Below are 17276 nucleotides of genomic sequence, written 5' to 3'. Positions count from 1 at the left end.
CGCTTTGCGCGCTCAGGACGGATTGCTCCCCTGTGAGGCCAACAACAGCTTCCTGCCGAGCACCAGATTCGCCAGACCAAACAGGCTGAACAACTGTGCCGTGTTCTTGACCAGGCCCTTGTAGCGAACCTTGCGATGACCAAACAGATTCTTGATGACGTGGAACGGATGCTCGACCCGCGCCCGAATCTGGGCCTTGGCCCGCTCGACAGCGATCAGCAAGTCCTTGACCGCACCGTCACGCATTGCCTTAATCTTGCCGCGCTTGACGGCCACGTGCCACTTCACGGACTTGCCTTGCATCTCCTTGCGCTTGTCCACGCCCGTGTAGCCCGCGTCGCCAAACGCGTGCTCTTCGTAGCCATGCAGCAAGGCATGCGCCTGCGACACATCCGACTCGTTGGCCGCCGTGCCCACCACGCTGTGCACCAGCCCCGAAGTCGCATCCACGCCGAGATGCGCCTTCATGCCAAAGTGCCATTCATTACCCTTCTTGGTCTGGTGCATCTCCGGGTCGCGGCTCTTCTCCTTGTTCTTGGTCGATGGTGGCGCCTCGATGATGGTGGCATCCACAATCGTGCCTTCCTTCATCATCAGCCCCCGCTCGCACAGCATGATGCCGATCTCGTCAAACAGCTTTCGCGTCAGTTCATGCTCGACGAGCAGGCGGCGAAACTTCAGCAGCGTGGTCGCGTCTGGCACCGCTTCGACCGCCAAGTCGATCCCGGCAAATGCCCGCATCGCCATGCTGTCGTACAGCGCGTCTTCCAGCGCCTCGTCCGACAGCCCGTACCACTGCTGGAGGAAGTAGATGCGCAGCATCCGCTCCAGACCGATCGGCGGCCGTCCACGTTTTCCCTTGGGGTAGTACGGCTCGACCGCCTCAATCAGGCGCGACCACGGCACCAAACTCTCCATCTCCGTCAGGAAGCGCTCGCGTCGCGTCACCCGCTTCTTGCCGTGGCTCTCGGCTTCCGCAAAACTGATCTGTCGCTTCATCTCCGACTCATATCGTGGGCATGCACATGACAACGCTTGCACGCCAGTCAACGATGACTGCCGCGCTGATTAAATCAGTCTTTCCTTAGTTGAACCCAGCCCAATAACGCAACAACGACCGCATACCGCACTGATCGCCCCGTTCCCATTTACTTCCCCTCTGTCCGTTCACCCAGGCAGCCGCTAACCACCCTCATACAGCCCATGCCCTGAGGCACCCTCTCTTCACCCTCGGCGCAAAGGCCACCCTAGGATTGTAGCTTTAAATCCGTGGCCTGATAGCCGTGGCTCAAAAAGTCCAACCACCCAACACTTTAGCTTTTTACCGGGGGTTGCGGCATGCAGGAATCCGAGTTTCCTGAACTCAAGTCACGACTGAGCGAGAACATCAAGCGCTTCAGGAAGACGAAGGGCTTTGCGCAGGAACGTCTGGGACTGGAAGCCGGTGTGGACCGAACCTTGGTAAGTAAGATTGAGCGGCAGATTGCAAACCCCACGCTGGAAATACTGGCGAAGCTCGCCAGTCACCTTGATGTGACTGTGGTTGATCTGCTGTCCCCTGTACGCCCGACAAAGCGCGAACGCTAGTCGCTCACGCCAACCGCAACAGCGCAATCAGTTCGGCCAGTTCCTTCAGCTTCTTCGCCCGTTGCGCGCGTATGGCGCGAGTTTCTCGTCCATGTATGGTCTTAGCCTGAGCGCAGCGCGCCCTGCCCCCCTCAGTCTTTGGCCCAGTGCTGAGGCCGCCGTGGAACCGGCAAACCCGCTTACCCTTCATCGCTGGCTGCCGGCACTGCACGCCTGAGCGCTTGGACCTTGCAGCGCACTGGGCGCACTCTATCTGACCACCGGCTGCTTTCATACTTCTCCTCAGTTGGACACTACTACTGATTCAGGCGGTAATCTCATACAAGCCCACGCAATGCCCAAATCAAGCGCGCGGGGGCGACGATTTCTCATACAATGAGATCACTTTCCCACACATTCCCAATTACACAGTCATAAAGCATGAGCCAATCGCTTGGATTCTTCGAAACACCGCACACGCGGGAAATTATACGTGACTTTCTTCAGGCAGCGAAAGCAACACCAGTCCCTGAAGAGCAAAAAGCGATTCCCCATCACCTGGTCAATATTTTAGATTCCATGCTGGGCACCGCAAAGGAATGGTCAGAAAATTGCTCCCTCAACATCAATTGGATTGGCGATTCGTTCCGCAACAAACTGGCCAATCTCGACGGCATCAACAAACCGGATGAGCTTGGCATTATTTTCGCCATGGCCTTTCGATTTCTCCTAGAACTCGATTTATCCTTGATGGGAAATCTCAATTTTGAACTAGCGGCCGCAAAGACCTTCGCCATGGATAAAGGCCACAACCTTCCTGGCGAGGCAGCATCACACATCGATTTTGCGATCCGCGGAATGCCGATTGCCCTTATCAAGGAACTAATAAATCATGAGAATATTACATCTATCCGCAATTTCAATACTACCGCAGCATCGATAGAAAGAAAGGAAGCGGATTGGAAGGAAGCGCTTGAAGCGCGGGAACAGCGCGTCAGCACGTTACAGAAGAAACTGGACGATCAGAAAGATGCGTTCAATTTTGTGGGCCTACATCAAGGCTTCGCAGCATTGACCACTCAAAAACAATCAGAATTAAAAACCACCCGCTTCTGGATGATCTTTTTCGGCGCAGCCATTCTGGTACCAGCCGCAACGGAACTGATGGCAGTATTAACGCACCTCCAAAATTTGGATTCAATAAAGAACGCGCTACTACTCTCCATCGCCCCAGCAGTATCAATCACCGCAATCCTTATCTACTTCTTCAGAATATTCCTAATTAATAGCCGAGCAACAGAATCCCAGCTTCTACAACTAGAACTAAGAAAGACGCTTTGCGCATTCATTCAGAATTACGCAGATTACTCGGCCACCATCAAGGAAAAGGATAAAGAGGCACTCTCCAAATTCGAAAACATCATCTTCTCCGGACTGGTTTCAGATAATGAGAAACTCCCAAGCACTTTCGACGGCCTAGAACAAATTGCGGGATTAATTAAAACAGTTAAACAATAACAGCCACAAAATACCTCACCCCCTCAAAAAAAAATACTCTCGTTTGAAATTCCCTGCGCAAGGGTCCCGTCGCAAACCCGATTTTGGCGGGATGCTCATCGTTCGTCCAAATTCCACTGTAAGGGGAACGATAGGGATCCTAATCTGAATTGGGGGGGGGTGGGGGGACCGCCCCCGGGGGGCTGAGACTATTGAAGGGCTTCCCCCTCATTGATCGCGCAAGGACAACGATCGCGTACGGACAAGGGACTCCGCCTACTGGCTGAGCCCTATCCTGAGCCTGCGGGTTCAGCACGCACTGTGGGTAGAGAAGTGGGTAGCGGAAGCAGAAAAACAAAAAGCCCTGAAAAATCAGGGCCTTATGAGCAATTCTGGCGGAGAGAGGGGGATTCGAACCCCCGATAGGCTATTAACCTATACACGCTTTCCAGGCGTGCGACTTAAACCACTCATCCATCTCTCCGGGAAGTCCGAGATTATAGCAGAGTTGTTCGACGAATCCAGTGCTTCGTCGCCGTAATCCGCCTTACGCAACAGCCCCCCGCCCTACCCCTTGCGCAGGTAGCTGACCAGCCGGTCGATCACCGGTGCGTTGCGTGGCGTCAGCAGGCTGACGAGGATCGCCACGGCGAAGCCCGCCGGCACGCCAAAGGCGCCGGAGGCGATGGGGTCGACGCCGAACCAGCGGTTGCCGAAGATGCCGGTCATGCGCGTGAAGAACGGATAATTGACGAAGATGTAGTACACCGCCACGCCAAGCCCGGCCAACATGCCGGCGACGGCGCCGGCCGCGGTGGTGCGGCGCCAGAAGATGCCGAGGACCAGTACCGGGAAGAAACTGGAGGCAGCCAGCGAGAAGGCGGCGCCGACCAGGAAGAGGATGTTGCCAGGGCGCAGCGATGTGACGTAAGAGGCGAAGAGCGCTACGGCCAGCAGCACGATCTTGGCGGTGGTGACGCGGCGCTGGTGGCTCGCCTCGCGGTCGACCATGTGATAGAAGACGTCGTGCGAGAGCGCGTTGGCGATGGTCAGCAGCAGGCCGTCGGCAGTGGACAGCGCCGCAGCCAGCGCGCCGGCGGCGATCAGGCCGGAGATCACGTATGGCAGGCCGGCGATTTCCGGGGCGGCCAGCACGATCATGTCGGGCTGCAGCAGGATCTCGGCCCACTGCACGATGCCGTCGCCGTTGACATCGCGGATGCTGAACACCGGTGGATCGACCTTGCGCCACTGCACCACCCACTGCGGCAGTTCGGCATAGGGGGTGCCAACCAGGTGCTGGAAGAACTCGTATTTCACCAGCGCCGCCAGCGTGGGCGCCGACACGTACAGCAAGGCGATGCAGAACACGGCCCAGGCCACGGAGTTGCGCGTTTCCTTGACCGACGGCGTGGTGTAGAGCCGCGTCAGAATGTGCGGCAAGCTGGCGGTGCCTACCATCAGACAGAACACCAGCAAGACGAAATTGAGCCGCTTGGTCTTGCGTTCCTGCTCGGAAGCCGCGGGATAGGGTTCGGTGGACGACAGCGAATTGCGACTCCGCGCCAGCGCATCTTCGCGCTGCTGGTTCCATTGCTGCTGCGCGGCCGCGGCGTCGCGCGGGAATTCCAGCCGTTCCCGCTCCAGCGACTTGATCTCTCGCAGCGGGGCGTTGCGCGCGCGCAGGTCCTGCAGGCGCGCGTCGAGCGCGTCGCGCTCCTGCGCGAAGGACTCGGGCAGCCGGGCGATGCGCTCCTGCAGCAGGATGGCCTGCTGCCGGTAATACTCGCGCACGGCCTGCTCGGCGGGCTCGCGCTCCAGCTGCTGTTCGCGCGCGTCGAGCTTCGACAGCAGCGTGCCGTAACTCAGCTGCGGCAGCGGTTCGTGATGATGCTTCCAGGCGATCATCGATACCGTGACCAGGAAGGCCACGATCATCATGATGTACTGCGCCACCTGCGTCCACGTGACCGCGCGCATGCCGCCCAGGAACGAGCAGACCAGGATGCCCGCCAGCCCGAAGAAGATCCCGACGGCGAACTCCACGCCGATAAAGCGCGTCACCACCAGCCCCACGCCCTGGATCTGCGCCACCAGGTAGACGAAGGAGCAGAGCGACGCCGCCAGCACCGCGATCGCGCGCACCGGCAGGTTGCCGCCCGGCTTGCCGTTGCCGTAGCGCGCGGCGAGAAAATCCGGAATGGTGTAGCCGCCGTACTTGCGCAGGTACGGCGCCAGCAGGAAGGCCACCAGGCAGTAGCCGCCGGTCCAGCCCATCACGTAGGCCAGCCCTTCATAGCCGGACGAAAACAGGATGCCGGCCAGGCCGATGAAGGACGCCGCGCTCATCCAGTCGGCGGCGATTGCCATGCCGTTGAACAGGGCCGGCACGCGCCGCGCCGCAACGTAGTACTCGCTGAGATCCGAGGTACGGCAGATCAGCCCGATGCAGGCATAGATCGCGATGGTGACGAACAGGAAGACGTAGCCCAGCCACAGCGCATCGGCATTGGATTTCTCCAGCAGCGCCATCATGCCGACGAAGCCGAACAAGCCCAGCGTGAACAGGCCGTAGTACAGCAGCAACCGTCGGCGAAAGCGCGACTGGGCTTCAGGCATGGGGACGGTCCGTGGTCGGTGGGGGGCTATCGTAACAAACCCGCCGGCGCGCTGGAGCGCGGCGGCGGGTTCAGGGTTGCGCTCAGGCTTGCGCTACCGGATCACTGGGCCTGCTTGAGCTGCTCCAGGATGGCCGGGTTCTCAAGCGTCGAAGTATCCTGCGTGATCTCCTCCCCCTTGGCCAGGGACCGCAGCAGGCGGCGCATGATCTTGCCCGAGCGCGTCTTGGGCAGGTTGTCGCCAAAGCGGATGTCCTTGGGCTTGGCGATCGGGCCGATCTCCTTGCCGACCCAGTTGCGCAGCTCGGTGGCGATCTTGACGGCCTCGTCGCCATCGGGGCGCGAGCGCTTGAGCACGACGAAGGCGCAGATGGCTTCGCCGGTCATGTCGTCGGGACGGCCCACCACGGCGGCTTCGGCCACCAGCGGGTTGGCTACCAGCGCCGACTCGATCTCCATCGTGCCCATGCGGTGGCCCGAGACGTTCAGCACGTCGTCGATGCGGCCCATGATGGTGAAGTAGCCGGTGTCCTTGTCGCGGATCGAGCCGTCGCCGGCCAGGTAGAGCTTGCCGCCCAGTTCTTCGGGGAAATAGCTCTTTTTGAAGCGCTCCGGATCGCCCCAGATGGTGCGGATCATGGCCGGCCACGGGCGCTTGACCACCAGGATGCCACCGTTGCCGTTGGACACGTCATGGCCGGTTTCGTCGACGATGGCGGCCATGATGCCCGGCAGAGGCAGCGTGCACGAGCCCGGCACCAGCGGCGTGGCGCCCGGCAAGGGCGTGATCATGTGGCCGCCGGTCTCGGTCTGCCAGAAGGTGTCGACGATCGGGCAGTTCTCGTTGCCGATGTTCTTGTAGTACCACATCCAGGCTTCCGGATTGATCGGCTCGCCCACGGTGCCCAGCAGGCGCAGGCTGGACAGGTCGTATTGCCTGGGGTGGATCTTCTCGTCGGCCTCGGCGGCCTTGATCAGCGAGCGGATCGCGGTCGGCGCGGTGTAGAAGATGCTGACCTTGTGGCGCGCGATCATGTCCCAGAAGCGGCCGGCGTTCGGGTAGGTCGGCACGCCCTCGAACACCACCTGAGTGGCGCCGGCGGCCAGCGGGCCGTAGGCGATATAGGTGTGGCCGGTGACCCAGCCGATGTCGGCGGTACACCAGAACAGGTCGTCGGGCTTGATGTCGAAGCTCCACTTCATCGTCAGCAGCGCCCACAGCAGGTAGCCGCCGGTGCTGTGCTGCACGCCCTTGGGCTTGCCGGTGGAGCCGGAGGTATAGAGCACGAACAGCGGATGCTCGGCGCTGACGGGTTCGGCCTCGCAGGTGTCCGGCTGGTTGGCGCTGACGTCTTCCATCCAGCGGTCGCGGCCTTCAGCCCACGCAACCTTGCCACCGGTGCGGCGGTAGACGATCACGTTCCTGACGGCCTCGCAGCCGCCCAGCGCCAGCGCGTCGTCGGCGATGGCCTTCAGCGGCAGTGCCTTGCCGCCGCGCATCTGCTCGTCGGCGGTGATCAGCGCCACCGCGCCCACATCCACCAGCCGCTCCTGCAGCGACTTGGCCGAGAACCCGCCGAACACCACCGAGTGCGTGGCGCCCAGGCGCGCGCAGGCCTGCATCGCGACCACGCCTTCGACCGACATCGGCATGTAGATCACCACGCGGTCGCCCTTCTTGACGCCGAGCGACTTCAGGCCGTTGGCGAAGCGGCAGACCTTGCCGTGCAGCTCGCGGTAAGTGACACGGGTGACGGTGCCGTCATCGGCCTCGAACACGATCGCGACCTTGTCGGCGTTGCCGTTCTGCAGGTTGCGGTCCAGGCAGTTGTACGAAGCATTGAGCTCGCCGTCCTCGAACCACTTGTAGAACGGCGCGTCGCTCTCGTCCAGCACCTTGGTGAAGGGCTTGTTCCAGTGCAGCAGTTCGCGCGCGTGGCGGGCCCAGAAGCCTTCGTAGTCGCGCTCGGCTTCGTCGCACAGGGCGCGGTAGGCCTCCATGCTGGGGATCGCGGCCTGGCTGGCAAATGCCTCGGGCGGGTTGAACACGCGATGCTCTTGCATCACCGATTCGATGTTGGACATGGACTTGTCTCCTGACTTTGGACTGGCTTTGGCTGCCAAGGTACGCCCGACGGCTTACTTAAACCTGACGGTCGGCGCGGATATACGCCCGCCCCGACGCCTACCCCGACGCTCACCCGCATGCTGCAGTGCAACAGGAAAGTCCCGCCGCCCAGCGCGAATGTGCTGCCTTCTCCATTAGGCTAGCACAGCTATAATGCCGCGGACCGTGCGACACGCACCAACGTGTCCGGGTAGCTCCAACGTAAGGAGCATCGACCTTTGTTGAGACAAGGAGAAGGCTTCGGCCCGAACCGTCCAATCTCAACCATTTCTTGCTAGACAAACCCGGCCAGTAAAGCCGTGGGGCGTCCGATGTGTTGTGAGAAAGCCGGAGTACTGGCTGACTTGCAGCTTGCTTTTCGCTGGATGAACTTCCAGCCATTGCCCAAGGGCGGGGACGCTCGCCTTTGGGCGAGTTCTCTGTAAACGCCCCTCCACGGAGGCGGCGGGCGCCAATGCAACGGTAATTTTGTTGCGAAAGCGCCACATAGCATTCAACCGGTCCGGATGGATCGGCGCTACGTTCTTTGGGGCGATGACCGATACTCGCAAGAGCCCGTCATTGTCAAGCGCTCGCCCATACGGGAGCACGCGAATAAGGAAGTGAGGTCCCGGAGCGCAAGCTCTGTGCGTTATGGTTCGGTCAAACACGCCTGTGAGGGCGCTTTGATAGAGAACCTGCTATGCGACTAGCAGTAGCCTAGGGAGACATGCGTCACTGGTAACGGTGGGGTGTGAAGCTCTCCTGACAACGTAGCCCCCGCAAGGGTGCCCACGGACCGTGAGGTCGGTGAGCAGACAACCGAAGCAGCATCGGTTTAGGAGCTAGGCTGGCTGGTATGAGTAATGAAAGTGAACCGCTGATAAACGTCGTAAGCATTGCTGTGCCAAAGCTGATGATAGGCACTAACCAAAAGGTACGTGGTTGGATACTTCGGTGGTCCGTCGGAGTACGTCGTCAAACAACCACCGGCGGAGAGGCGGACTCTAACCCAGTCTTGTAACGCGCAGGGAACGTGGTAAGCCCGTATGGCTGCCGGGCCGCAGTATGGCTCAGGCAGGCGAACCGCAAGGGACGCTGTCGGCTGTGCGGGTATGGGAGGTTGGAAAAAGCGAATGCCGGGCTGTAATGGCTCGGATAGGGATTGAAACATCATCCCACGCGAAAGCGGGCAGACTTCCAACTGGTCTTCTCGTCGCAAGACGGCTGACTGAACTCGCTTGTTTAACTTTTCTTCCCTTGAGGGACAACCTGTCCCTCAAGGGGCATGTTGTCTCTCGATGTTGGGGAAGATCCTCAAGATTGGAGGGCAGCATGGAAGCATTGATCCGCAAGGATGAATCTGCGCCTTCCGGCGTACCGCAAAGATGGGGCGACATTGATTGGCGCCGCGTCGACCGGAACGTTCGGGTAATGCAGATTCGAATTGCGAAGGCAACACAGGAAGGGGATTGGCGCAGGGTGAAAGCCTTGCAGAGGTCTCTGACCCGCTCGTGGTCCGCCAAGGCATCGGCGGTGCGGCGAGTGGCGATGAACCAGGGTGCGCGGACGGCGGGAGTCGATCGCGTAAAGTGGGAAACGTCTGAAGCCCGGTGGGAAGCCATCGGGCGGTTGAGGCGCCGGGGGTACCGACCTTTGCCATTGCGGCGGGTCTACATCCCCAAGGCGAACGGGAAGAAGCGCCCTCTGGGCATTCCGACCCTGCACGACCGAGCCATGCAGGCGCTGTATCTGCTGGCGCTGGAACCGGTGTCCGAAGGGACGAGCGATCCGAACTCTTATGGGTTTCGGATCAATCGCTCGACTCACGATGCCATGTCTCAGCTATTCGTATCCCTATCCCAGAAGGCCTCGGCCCAATGGGTGCTGGAAGCGGATATCAAGGGGTGCTTTGACTATATCAGTCACGACTGGCTGGAGCGCAATGTCCCGATGGACAAAGCAATCCTTCGGAAGTGGTTGAAGGCTGGCGTGGTATTTCAGGGCCAGCTTCAGGCGACCGACGCTGGAACACCACAGGGGGGCATTATTTCCCCGACTCTGGCAAATGTGGCACTGAACGGGTTGGAACGATCACTGAGCAAGGCTCTTGAAGCCAAGTTCGGTGTCAAGAAGACGCGGACGCTGAAGGTAAACGTTGTGCGCTATGCGGACGACTTCGTGATCACCGGCAACACGCCGGAGGTGTTAGAGAACGAAGTGAAACCGTGGGTGGAGCAGTTCCTAGCATTACGGGGACTGACGCTATCAACGGAGAAAACGCGGATCACCAACATCGCCGACGGTTTTGACTTTCTGGGGTGGAATTTCCGGAAGTACTCGGGAACGCTGCTCATCAAGCCGAGCAAGAAGAACGTGAAAGCGTTCTACTGCAAGGTGAAGGAGGTCATCAGTGCAAACAAGACGGTAAAGCAGGAGAAGTTAATTCGACTGCTGAACCCGATGCTAAGGGGCTGGGCGCAGTATCACTGCCCGGTGGCAGCGAAGGCGGCGTTCACCCGAATGGAGCATCTGATATTTCGTGCTCTATGGAGGTGGGCAAAACGGCGACATCGAGGAAAGAACTCAGGATGGGTGCGGAAGAAGTATTTCGCCTCAGTCGGAAATCGGAACTGGGTGTTCGGAACCACGGCTGTGAACAAGGCAGGTGAAGGCTACTGGATGGAGTTGTATTCGATTGCGGGTACGCTCATCCGGAGGCACAAGAAGGTGCGAGCGGACTACCATCCGTTCGACCCGGCGCAGGAGATGTATGGCGAAAAATTGCGGCAGGAACGCATGGCAGATCGCATGTCGTACCGAAAGCAGTGGGCAAAGCTGTACGTTTCTCAGCGCGGCTTGTGCGTGGTGTGCCAAGGCGAGCTTACCGACGAGACTGGATGGGATGACCATCACATCGAACCTCGGATTCTTGGGGGCTCAGATGCTCTAGGAAATCGCGTATTGTTGCACCCCGATTGCCATGTCCAAGTTCATCACTACGGAAAAGTCGCTGTGAAACCGGTGTTTGAATAAGTTCAAGCACTTTGCAAAGGCTTGAGCCGTATGCGGGGAAACTCGCACGTACGGTTCTTAGGGGGGAGAGGTCCAGGAATGGATTTCTCCTACCCTCCCGATACCCGAACGCGGCGCTCTCCCTTGCCGCCTTCGACCGGCACCGAGGCTGCCGCGCCAGACGCCCGCCCGCCGGACCACCAAGGCAAGGTTCCCGTGCCCGCCAATGCGCCAGTTTTCGCACCTGTCTACGCCCTGTTCCTGATTGCCTCGATGGCGCTGGTCGGCAGCAATGTCGGGCTCGGCAAATCGATCATCGCGCATGTGCCGGTACTGCTGTTCGCGCTGCTGCGCTTTGCCATTGCCATCGTCTGCCTGGCGCCCTGGTACCGGCCCGCGCGCATGCGCCGGGTCTCGCGCGGGGAATGGCTGAACCTGTTCCTGCAGGCGTTCTTCGGCACCTTCCTGTTTACGCTGCTGATGCTCAACGGCGTGCGGCTGACCAGCGCCATGGCCGCCGGCGTGATCACCAGCACCATCCCCGCCACGGTGGCAATCCTGTCGTGGCTGCTGCTGCGCGAACGCCTGTCGCGGCGTACGGTGCTGTCGGTGCTGCTCGCCGTGGCCGGCATCGTGGTGCTCAACATCGCCCGGGGCGATTCCCACGGCGCCGGCAATGGCGGCCAGGCATGGCTGGGCAACCTGATGATCATGGGCGCGGTGGTATGCGAATCGATCTACGTGATCCTGTCGCGCCGGCTCACGCAGACCCTGGCCGCGATCGAGATCTGTGCCTATACGCATCTGATCGGCGGGCTGCTGATGCTGCCGCTGGGGCTGGTCCCGCTGCTGAACTTCGATGCCGCCGCGGTGCCGGCGCAGACCTGGCTGATGGTGCTGTGGTACGCGCTGTCGGCCAGCGTGTTCTCGTTCTGGCTGTGGATGAAGGGCATCCGCCATGTGCCGGCGCAGCTGGCGGGGGTATTTACCTCGGTGCTGCCGGTGGCGGCTGCCACCTATGGCATCGTCTTCCTGGGCGAGCAGCCGGGCTGGCCGCATGGGGTGGCGCTGGCGTGCGTGCTGGCCGGGATCGTGCTGGCCAGCTGGCCGGGGCGGCTGGCGCGCGCCGCCTGGCGCAGCAAACCCGCCGGCGCGGACGGCGGAGCCCCTGGCTGAGGGTAACTGCGGGCAAGATACAGGGCGTTTTGCCCTTGCCAGGCCGCGGCCATGTGCCGCGGTTTTTGCTTTCCGGCCGGCCACCACGCACCTGGCGGCGCTTGCCGCACATTATCGCTTGTGGACGGATGTATGCAGCCGGGCAGAGCGCCCCGGCTCAGTGTATGATTTCAGGCTGTGTTTCACCGCTGCCCTCCCCCACAAAATGACTGTCATCAAGCAAGAAGACCTCATCCAGAGCGTCGCCGACTCCCTGCAGTACATCAGCTACTACCACCCGATGGACTACATCACCAGCCTGGGCCGCGCCTATGAGCTGGAGCAGAGCCCGGCGGCCAAGGACGCGATTGCGCAGATCCTGACCAACAGCCGCATGTGCGCCGAGGGCAAGCGCCCGATCTGCCAGGACACCGGCATCGTCACGATCTTCGTCAAGGTGGGGATGGACGTGCGCTGGGACGGCGCCACCATGGGCCTGACCGACATGATCAACGAAGGTGTGCGCCGCGGCTACACGCACCCCGACAACGTGCTGCGCGCCTCGATCGTCAGCCCGCCCGAAGGCGCCCGCAAGAACACCAAGGACAACACCCCGGCCGTGATCCACTATGAAGTGGTACCGGGCAACACCGTCGACATCCAGGTCGCGGCCAAGGGCGGCGGCTCGGAGAACAAGTCCAAGTTCGTGATGCTGAACCCGTCCGACTCGATCGTCGACTGGGTGCTCAAGACCGTGCCGACCATGGGCGCCGGCTGGTGCCCGCCGGGCATGCTGGGCATCGGCATCGGCGGCACCGCCGAGAAGGCGATGGTGATGGCCAAGGAATCGCTGATGGAGTCCATCGACATCCAGGACATCATCGCCCGCGGCCCGAAGGACTGGGTCGAGGAACTTCGCGTCGAGCTGTACGAGAAGGTCAACGCGCTCGGCATCGGCGCCCAGGGCCTCGGTGGCCTGGCCACCGTGCTGGACGTCAAGATCATGGCCAGCCCGACGCACGCCGCGTCCAAGCCGGTCGCCATGATCCCCAACTGCGCCGCCACCCGCCACGTGCATTTCACGCTGGACGGCAGCGGCCCGGCCAAGCTGGAAGCACCTGACCTGTCGCAATGGCCGAAGGTGGAGTGGGCACCGAACACCGAGACCTCGAAGCGCGTCGACCTGAACACGCTGACGCCGGAAGAAGTGGCCTCGTGGAAGCCGGGCCAGACCCTGCTGCTCAACGGCAAGATGCTGACCGGCCGCGACGCTGCGCACAAGCGCATCGCCGACATGCTGGCCAAGGGCGAGAAGCTGCCGGTGGACTTCAAGAACCGCGTGATCTACTACGTCGGCCCGGTCGATCCGGTGCGCGACGAGGCGGTCGGCCCGGCCGGCCCCACCACCGCCACCCGCATGGACAAGTTCACCGAGATGATGCTGGCCGAAACCGGCCTGATCTCGATGATCGGCAAGGCCGAGCGCGGCCCGGTGGCGATCGAGGCGATCAAGAAGCACAAGTCGGCCTACCTGATGGCCGTGGGCGGCGCCGCCTACCTGGTGGCCAAGGCGATCAAGGAAGCCAGGGTGGTCGGCTTCGAGGACCTGGGCATGGAAGCCATCTACGAGTTCGACGTCAAGGACATGCCGGTGACCGTCGCCGTGGACAGCGAAGGCACCTCGGTGCACAAGACCGGCCCCGCCGAATGGCAGGCCAGGATCGGCAAGATCCCGGTCGCCGCGCTGTAAAGCCTGCAAGACGGTAGAATCTGCCGTCGCGCTCGAAAAAGACCGGGTTCCGACCCGGTTTTTTTCTGCCTTTCTTCTTGTCGTCCTCGCATCCCCGCATCCTCGTGAACCCCGCACCCATCGGCGTCTTCGATTCCGGCCTTGGCGGCCTGTCCGTGCTGCGCGAGATCCGCGCGCAGCTGCCCCATGAATCGCTGCTGTACCTGGCGGATTCAAAATATGCGCCCTATGGCGAGAAGCCCGAGGCGTTTGTCGAGGCGCGCACGCTGCAGGCCTGCGAATGGCTGCTCGGCCAGGGTTGCAAGGCGCTGGTGATCGCCTGCAATACCGCCACCATGCATGCGGTGCAGACGCTGCGCGAACGGCTGGCGGTGCCGATCATCGGCGTCGAGCCGGGCCTGAAGCCCGCTGCCGCCGGCAGCCGCAGCAAGGTCGTGGGCGTGCTGGCCACCGCCAATACCCTCAAGAGCGCCAAGTTCGCGCGGCTGCTGGCTTCGCTGGAAGGCGAAAGCCGCTTCCTGTGCGAGGCGGGCCTGGGCCTGGTGTCGCTGATCGAACAGGGCGAGACCGACGGCCCGGCCGTGCGCCAGCGCCTGGACGCCTACCTGACCCCGATGCTGGAAGCCGGCGCCGACACCCTGGTGCTGGGCTGCACCCACTACCCTTTTCTTTCCGGCACCATCCGCGCGATGGTGGGCGACCAGCTGGCGCTGGTCGATACCGGCAGCGCCATCGCGCGCCAGCTGGCGCGCAAGCTGGCCGAGCACAAGCTGGCCGCCGCGCCCGATGCCACCCCGCACGACCGCTTTGCCTCCACCAAGGACGCCGCGCACCTGCGCGCGATGGCAGCCACGCTGCTGCAGGTGGAAGCGGATACGGAAACGGTGGTGATCGAGCCGGCGCCGGCCCTCTGACCGGCGCCTTCCCTTACTGCAGGAAGCCCAGTGGCCGGTGCTCGCGCACCTCGGGCTTGATTGCATGCTCCTGGCGCAGCTGCGCCAGGAATTCATCGGGCGTCAGCGCCTCGCCCAGCAGCACGCACTGGCGCTTGACCGTGGCGAAGTCGCCCGGTGTCAGGCAATCCATTGCGTCCAGTTCGCGCCGCATGGCATCGGTCAGGCCGGCGGCGTCGCCGTCGAGCGCCTCGTCGACAAACATCGCCACGCGCTGCGCGGGCCTGAGTGCCAGGAAGCGGATCTTGAACGAGAAACGGCGCAGCGCGGCCTCGTCGATACGGTCGAACAGATTGGTGGTGCAGATAAAGATGCCGTTGAAGCGCTCCATGCCCTGCAGCATCTCGTTGACCTCCGAGATCTCATAGTTGCGCACCGCCTGCTGGCGGCTCTGCATGAAGGTGTCGGCCTCGTCCAGCAGCAGCACGGCGCCGTCCTCTTCGGCGCGCGCGAACATGGCGGCGATCTGCTGCTCGGTCTCGCCCACATACTTGCTCATCAGGTCCGAGGCGCGGCGGATCATCAGCGGCAGGTCCAGTTCCGCCGCCATATGCTCCGCCAGCGCGGTCTTGCCGGTGCCGGGCGGGCCGTAGAAACACAGCGTGCCGCGCTGGCGCACGCGCAGCGCGTCGACCATCTTGACCACCTCGTAGCGCGTTTCCAGATGCAGGTTCTCCAACCGGTAGTGCGTAACCACCGGACGCGCCTCGGCCTCGGGGCGCAGCCCCATGGCGCGGTCGGCGTGTTCCAGCTGGCGCAGGATCAGCGCCTCCACCGGCTCTTCCACATCGGGACGCGCCAGCTCGACAAAGCGCGCGGCCGACTGCACCTGCGCCGGCGTCAGCGTCTTGCGCCCGGCCAGGCCGGTGATAAAGGCATCGCTGACATCCAGCCCGCCCAGGTGCTTGCGGATGATGTTCTCGCGCACCAGCGGCGGCGGGATCTTCAGCTCAAGATGGAACTGGAAGCGGCGCAGGTAGGCGGGATCGATCTGCCGGATCGAATTCGAGATCCAGATCACCGGCACCGGGTTCTGCTCAAGCGTCTGGTTGACCCAGGCCTTGCCGTTGACCGAGGCGCGCGTGTCTTCCTGGCCAAACAGGCTCATCAGCTCGCGCGCGCTGCCGGGGAAGACGTCCTCCACCTCGTCGAACAGCAGCGCGGTATGGGCACGCCCGCGCAGGAAGGCCTGCGACACCTGCAGCGAGCGGTAGCGGTCCTTGCCCGACAGGCTGTTGCCGTCGCGGTCCAGGCAATCCACCTCATACAGCTCGCAGCCGGCCTCGCGCGCCAGCAAGCGCGCGAACTCGGTCTTGCCGGTGCCGGGCGGGCCGTAGATCAGCACGTTGACGCCGCTGGCATGCTGGCGCGTGGCATTGGCCAGCAGCGCGCACAGGTAGCGGGCATCGGTCTCGACATGCGGGTAGTCGGCGGTGGTCAGCGTGGGCGGCGCGGCCGGACGCGTGAACACCGCCATCATCTCGGCCTCGTTGGCATAGTTGCCGAGCAGCACGTGCAGCAGGCGGTCGGACAAGCGCATCAGGTCGCCCAGGTCGGTCACGCTGTTTTCCGGCAGCGGCTGTTCGATCAGGTTCAGGGTCTCCAGCCGCGAGCCCGGCCGCAGCGAGGCGGCCACGTCGGCCGCGCCGGCGCCGGTCAGGCCGGCCAGGATCTGGAACGCCTCCTGGCTGTGCGCCACCTTGCAGTCGACCATCACCGCGCGCAGGTCGCGCTTGTACTTGGCCAGCGCCGCATACAGCAGCAGCTTGCGCTCGTGGTCGGGCAGGTCCAGCACATGGCTGAGCATGTCGATATTGCGGACCAGCAATACGCGTTCGCCCTCCAGGCGCTGGGCGATGGCGGCGGCCGACGCGTCGAACACGGCGAACATGTCCTTGGCATGGTGCTTGACGTACTCGTCCAGGTAATAGAACAGCGCGCTTTCGTCGAAGGCGCTGTTCCACTGGCCGTGGCGGTCCAGGAACTCTTCGGGGGTCAGGCGGGCGGTGCCCTTCCAGGCAGGCATGTCGGCGCAGCGCGCGGCCAGGAAGCGCTGCACGCGCAGCACCACCCCGTACGGCCACACCATTTCCTGCGCGCTGACGGTCAGGACATCGTTGATATTGCTGCGCAGGTTGAAGCGAGGGCCCAGCGCGCAGACCACGCGCAGGGCAAACTGGGCGCACATCCAGTCCAGCGCTGAACTGGACGACGTGCCAGGCATGGAGCGCAGAATCGTCGATCGGTCATCTTCAGCAAAACGTGTGAAGTCCATGGACGGGTCCCTGAATGCGCTATGCGCGATGGCGGGGCCGCGACCGGCGCACCGCCACGTCTGCTGTGTCTTCCTATGCTAGCGCGCTTTGATGCCACTCGCGCATGACTGTGCACTACGGGCGCCGGCGACTGTGGCCTGGGGCACCGAAGCGCGCCAAAGTGCCAGGGCGCCAACGCGCACGCACCACGACTGCCTCACCTCCGAAAACGCTGTCTGGACTGCCGGTATAACGTGCCAGGGCCGAAAATTCCAGTTGCGACGCACAAATCACAACAAATAAGAATCATTATCGTTTATACTCGCCAGCTGACACGCTGCCCCAGAGTGGCGCTCCCCC

11 protein-coding genes and 1 tRNA gene are annotated in these 17276 nt (G+C 62.4%); 6 read left to right on the top strand and 6 right to left on the bottom strand.

Going from position 1 to position 17276, the window contains the following annotated elements; genetic code table 11:
* Positions 1–12: 12 nt before the first annotated feature.
* Positions 13–999: an IS5 family transposase gene (locus ACZ5MJ_RS05090; RefSeq protein WP_464222743.1), complete on the bottom strand. Its 987-nt coding sequence runs from the start codon at positions 997–999 to the stop codon at positions 13–15.
* Between the two features lie 339 nt (positions 1000–1338).
* Here ACZ5MJ_RS05090 and ACZ5MJ_RS05085 point away from each other — a divergent pair, with 339 nt between their 5' ends.
* A complete protein-coding gene (locus ACZ5MJ_RS05085; RefSeq protein WP_464222742.1) occupies positions 1339–1587 on the top strand; it encodes a helix-turn-helix domain-containing protein in 249 nt (82 codons plus the stop codon).
* 4 nt (positions 1588–1591) lie between these two features.
* Here the strand turns inward: ACZ5MJ_RS05085 and ACZ5MJ_RS05080 are convergent, their stop codons facing one another.
* Complete coding sequence (locus ACZ5MJ_RS05080) at positions 1592–1861, bottom strand: HGGxSTG domain-containing protein (protein WP_464222741.1); 270 nt, start codon at positions 1859–1861, stop codon at positions 1592–1594.
* Between the two features lie 146 nt (positions 1862–2007).
* On the opposite strand from ACZ5MJ_RS05080, the gene ACZ5MJ_RS05075 reads away from it, so the two are divergent.
* On the top strand, positions 2008–3084 hold the full coding sequence (locus ACZ5MJ_RS05075; RefSeq protein ID WP_464222740.1) for a hypothetical protein: 1077 nt from the start codon (positions 2008–2010) through the stop codon (positions 3082–3084).
* 372 nt (positions 3085–3456) lie between these two features.
* Here ACZ5MJ_RS05075 and ACZ5MJ_RS05070 read toward each other — a convergent pair.
* The 3 genes from ACZ5MJ_RS05070 to acs all read right to left on the bottom strand — a co-directional run bounded on the left by ACZ5MJ_RS05070 (position 3457) and on the right by acs (position 7766).
* A tRNA-Ser gene (locus ACZ5MJ_RS05070) sits at positions 3457–3547 on the bottom strand.
* A gap of 83 nt (positions 3548–3630) precedes the next feature.
* The gene (locus ACZ5MJ_RS05065) at positions 3631–5682 is read right to left on the bottom strand and encodes a VC_2705 family sodium/solute symporter (protein WP_464222739.1); all 2052 of its coding nucleotides are present in this window, start codon (positions 5680–5682) and stop codon (positions 3631–3633) included.
* A 101-nt stretch (positions 5683–5783) separates the two neighbouring features.
* Positions 5784–7766 (bottom strand): acetate--CoA ligase, encoded by a 1983-nt coding sequence (gene acs, locus ACZ5MJ_RS05060; RefSeq protein WP_464222737.1) that lies wholly within the window; start codon positions 7764–7766, stop codon positions 5784–5786.
* Positions 7767–9123: 1357 nt separating this feature from the next.
* On the opposite strand from acs, the gene ltrA reads away from it, so the two are divergent.
* The 4 genes from ltrA (at position 9124) to murI (ending at position 14622) form a co-directional block, all read left to right on the top strand.
* On the top strand, positions 9124–10824 hold the full coding sequence (gene ltrA / locus ACZ5MJ_RS05055; protein ID WP_078197072.1) for a group II intron reverse transcriptase/maturase: 1701 nt from the start codon (positions 9124–9126) through the stop codon (positions 10822–10824).
* 195 nt (positions 10825–11019) lie between these two features.
* Positions 11020–11979 (top strand): DMT family transporter, encoded by a 960-nt coding sequence (locus ACZ5MJ_RS05050; protein ID WP_464223654.1) that lies wholly within the window; start codon positions 11020–11022, stop codon positions 11977–11979.
* Between the two features lie 205 nt (positions 11980–12184).
* Positions 12185–13708 (top strand): fumarate hydratase, encoded by a 1524-nt coding sequence (locus tag ACZ5MJ_RS05045; protein WP_464222736.1) that lies wholly within the window; start codon positions 12185–12187, stop codon positions 13706–13708.
* Between the two features lie 104 nt (positions 13709–13812).
* Positions 13813–14622 carry a glutamate racemase gene (gene murI / locus ACZ5MJ_RS05040; RefSeq protein WP_464222735.1) on the top strand — a complete coding sequence of 270 codons (810 nt, stop codon included), beginning with the start codon at positions 13813–13815 and terminating at the stop codon, positions 14620–14622.
* 13 nt (positions 14623–14635) lie between these two features.
* On the opposite strand, the gene ACZ5MJ_RS05035 is transcribed toward murI, so the two are convergent.
* A complete protein-coding gene (locus tag ACZ5MJ_RS05035) occupies positions 14636–16936 on the bottom strand; it encodes an AAA family ATPase (RefSeq protein ID WP_464222734.1) in 2301 nt (766 codons plus the stop codon).
* Positions 16937–17276: the final 340 nt, after the last annotated feature.

The sequence above is a fragment of the Cupriavidus sp. LA-1 genome, from assembly GCF_055385985.1.
Note: the sequence above shows the minus strand (reverse complement) of the source record. Positions and strands in the feature narration are given on the sequence as shown.

Coding starts and splice junctions, on each gene's coding strand:
- ACZ5MJ_RS05090 (WP_464222743.1), bottom strand. CDS start 999: ATGAAGCGACAGATCAGTTTTGCGGAAGCCGAGAGCCACGGCAAGAAG.
- ACZ5MJ_RS05085 (WP_464222742.1), top strand. CDS start 1,339: ATGCAGGAATCCGAGTTTCCTGAACTCAAGTCACGACTGAGCGAGAAC.
- ACZ5MJ_RS05080 (WP_464222741.1), bottom strand. CDS start 1,861: ATGAAAGCAGCCGGTGGTCAGATAGAGTGCGCCCAGTGCGCTGCAAGG.
- ACZ5MJ_RS05075 (WP_464222740.1), top strand. CDS start 2,008: ATGAGCCAATCGCTTGGATTCTTCGAAACACCGCACACGCGGGAAATT.
- ACZ5MJ_RS05065 (WP_464222739.1), bottom strand. CDS start 5,682: ATGCCTGAAGCCCAGTCGCGCTTTCGCCGACGGTTGCTGCTGTACTAC.
- acs (WP_464222737.1), bottom strand. CDS start 7,766: ATGTCCAACATCGAATCGGTGATGCAAGAGCATCGCGTGTTCAACCCG.
- ltrA (WP_078197072.1), top strand. CDS start 9,124: ATGGAAGCATTGATCCGCAAGGATGAATCTGCGCCTTCCGGCGTACCG.
- ACZ5MJ_RS05045 (WP_464222736.1), top strand. CDS start 12,185: ATGACTGTCATCAAGCAAGAAGACCTCATCCAGAGCGTCGCCGACTCC.
- ACZ5MJ_RS05035 (WP_464222734.1), bottom strand. CDS start 16,936: ATGGACTTCACACGTTTTGCTGAAGATGACCGATCGACGATTCTGCGC.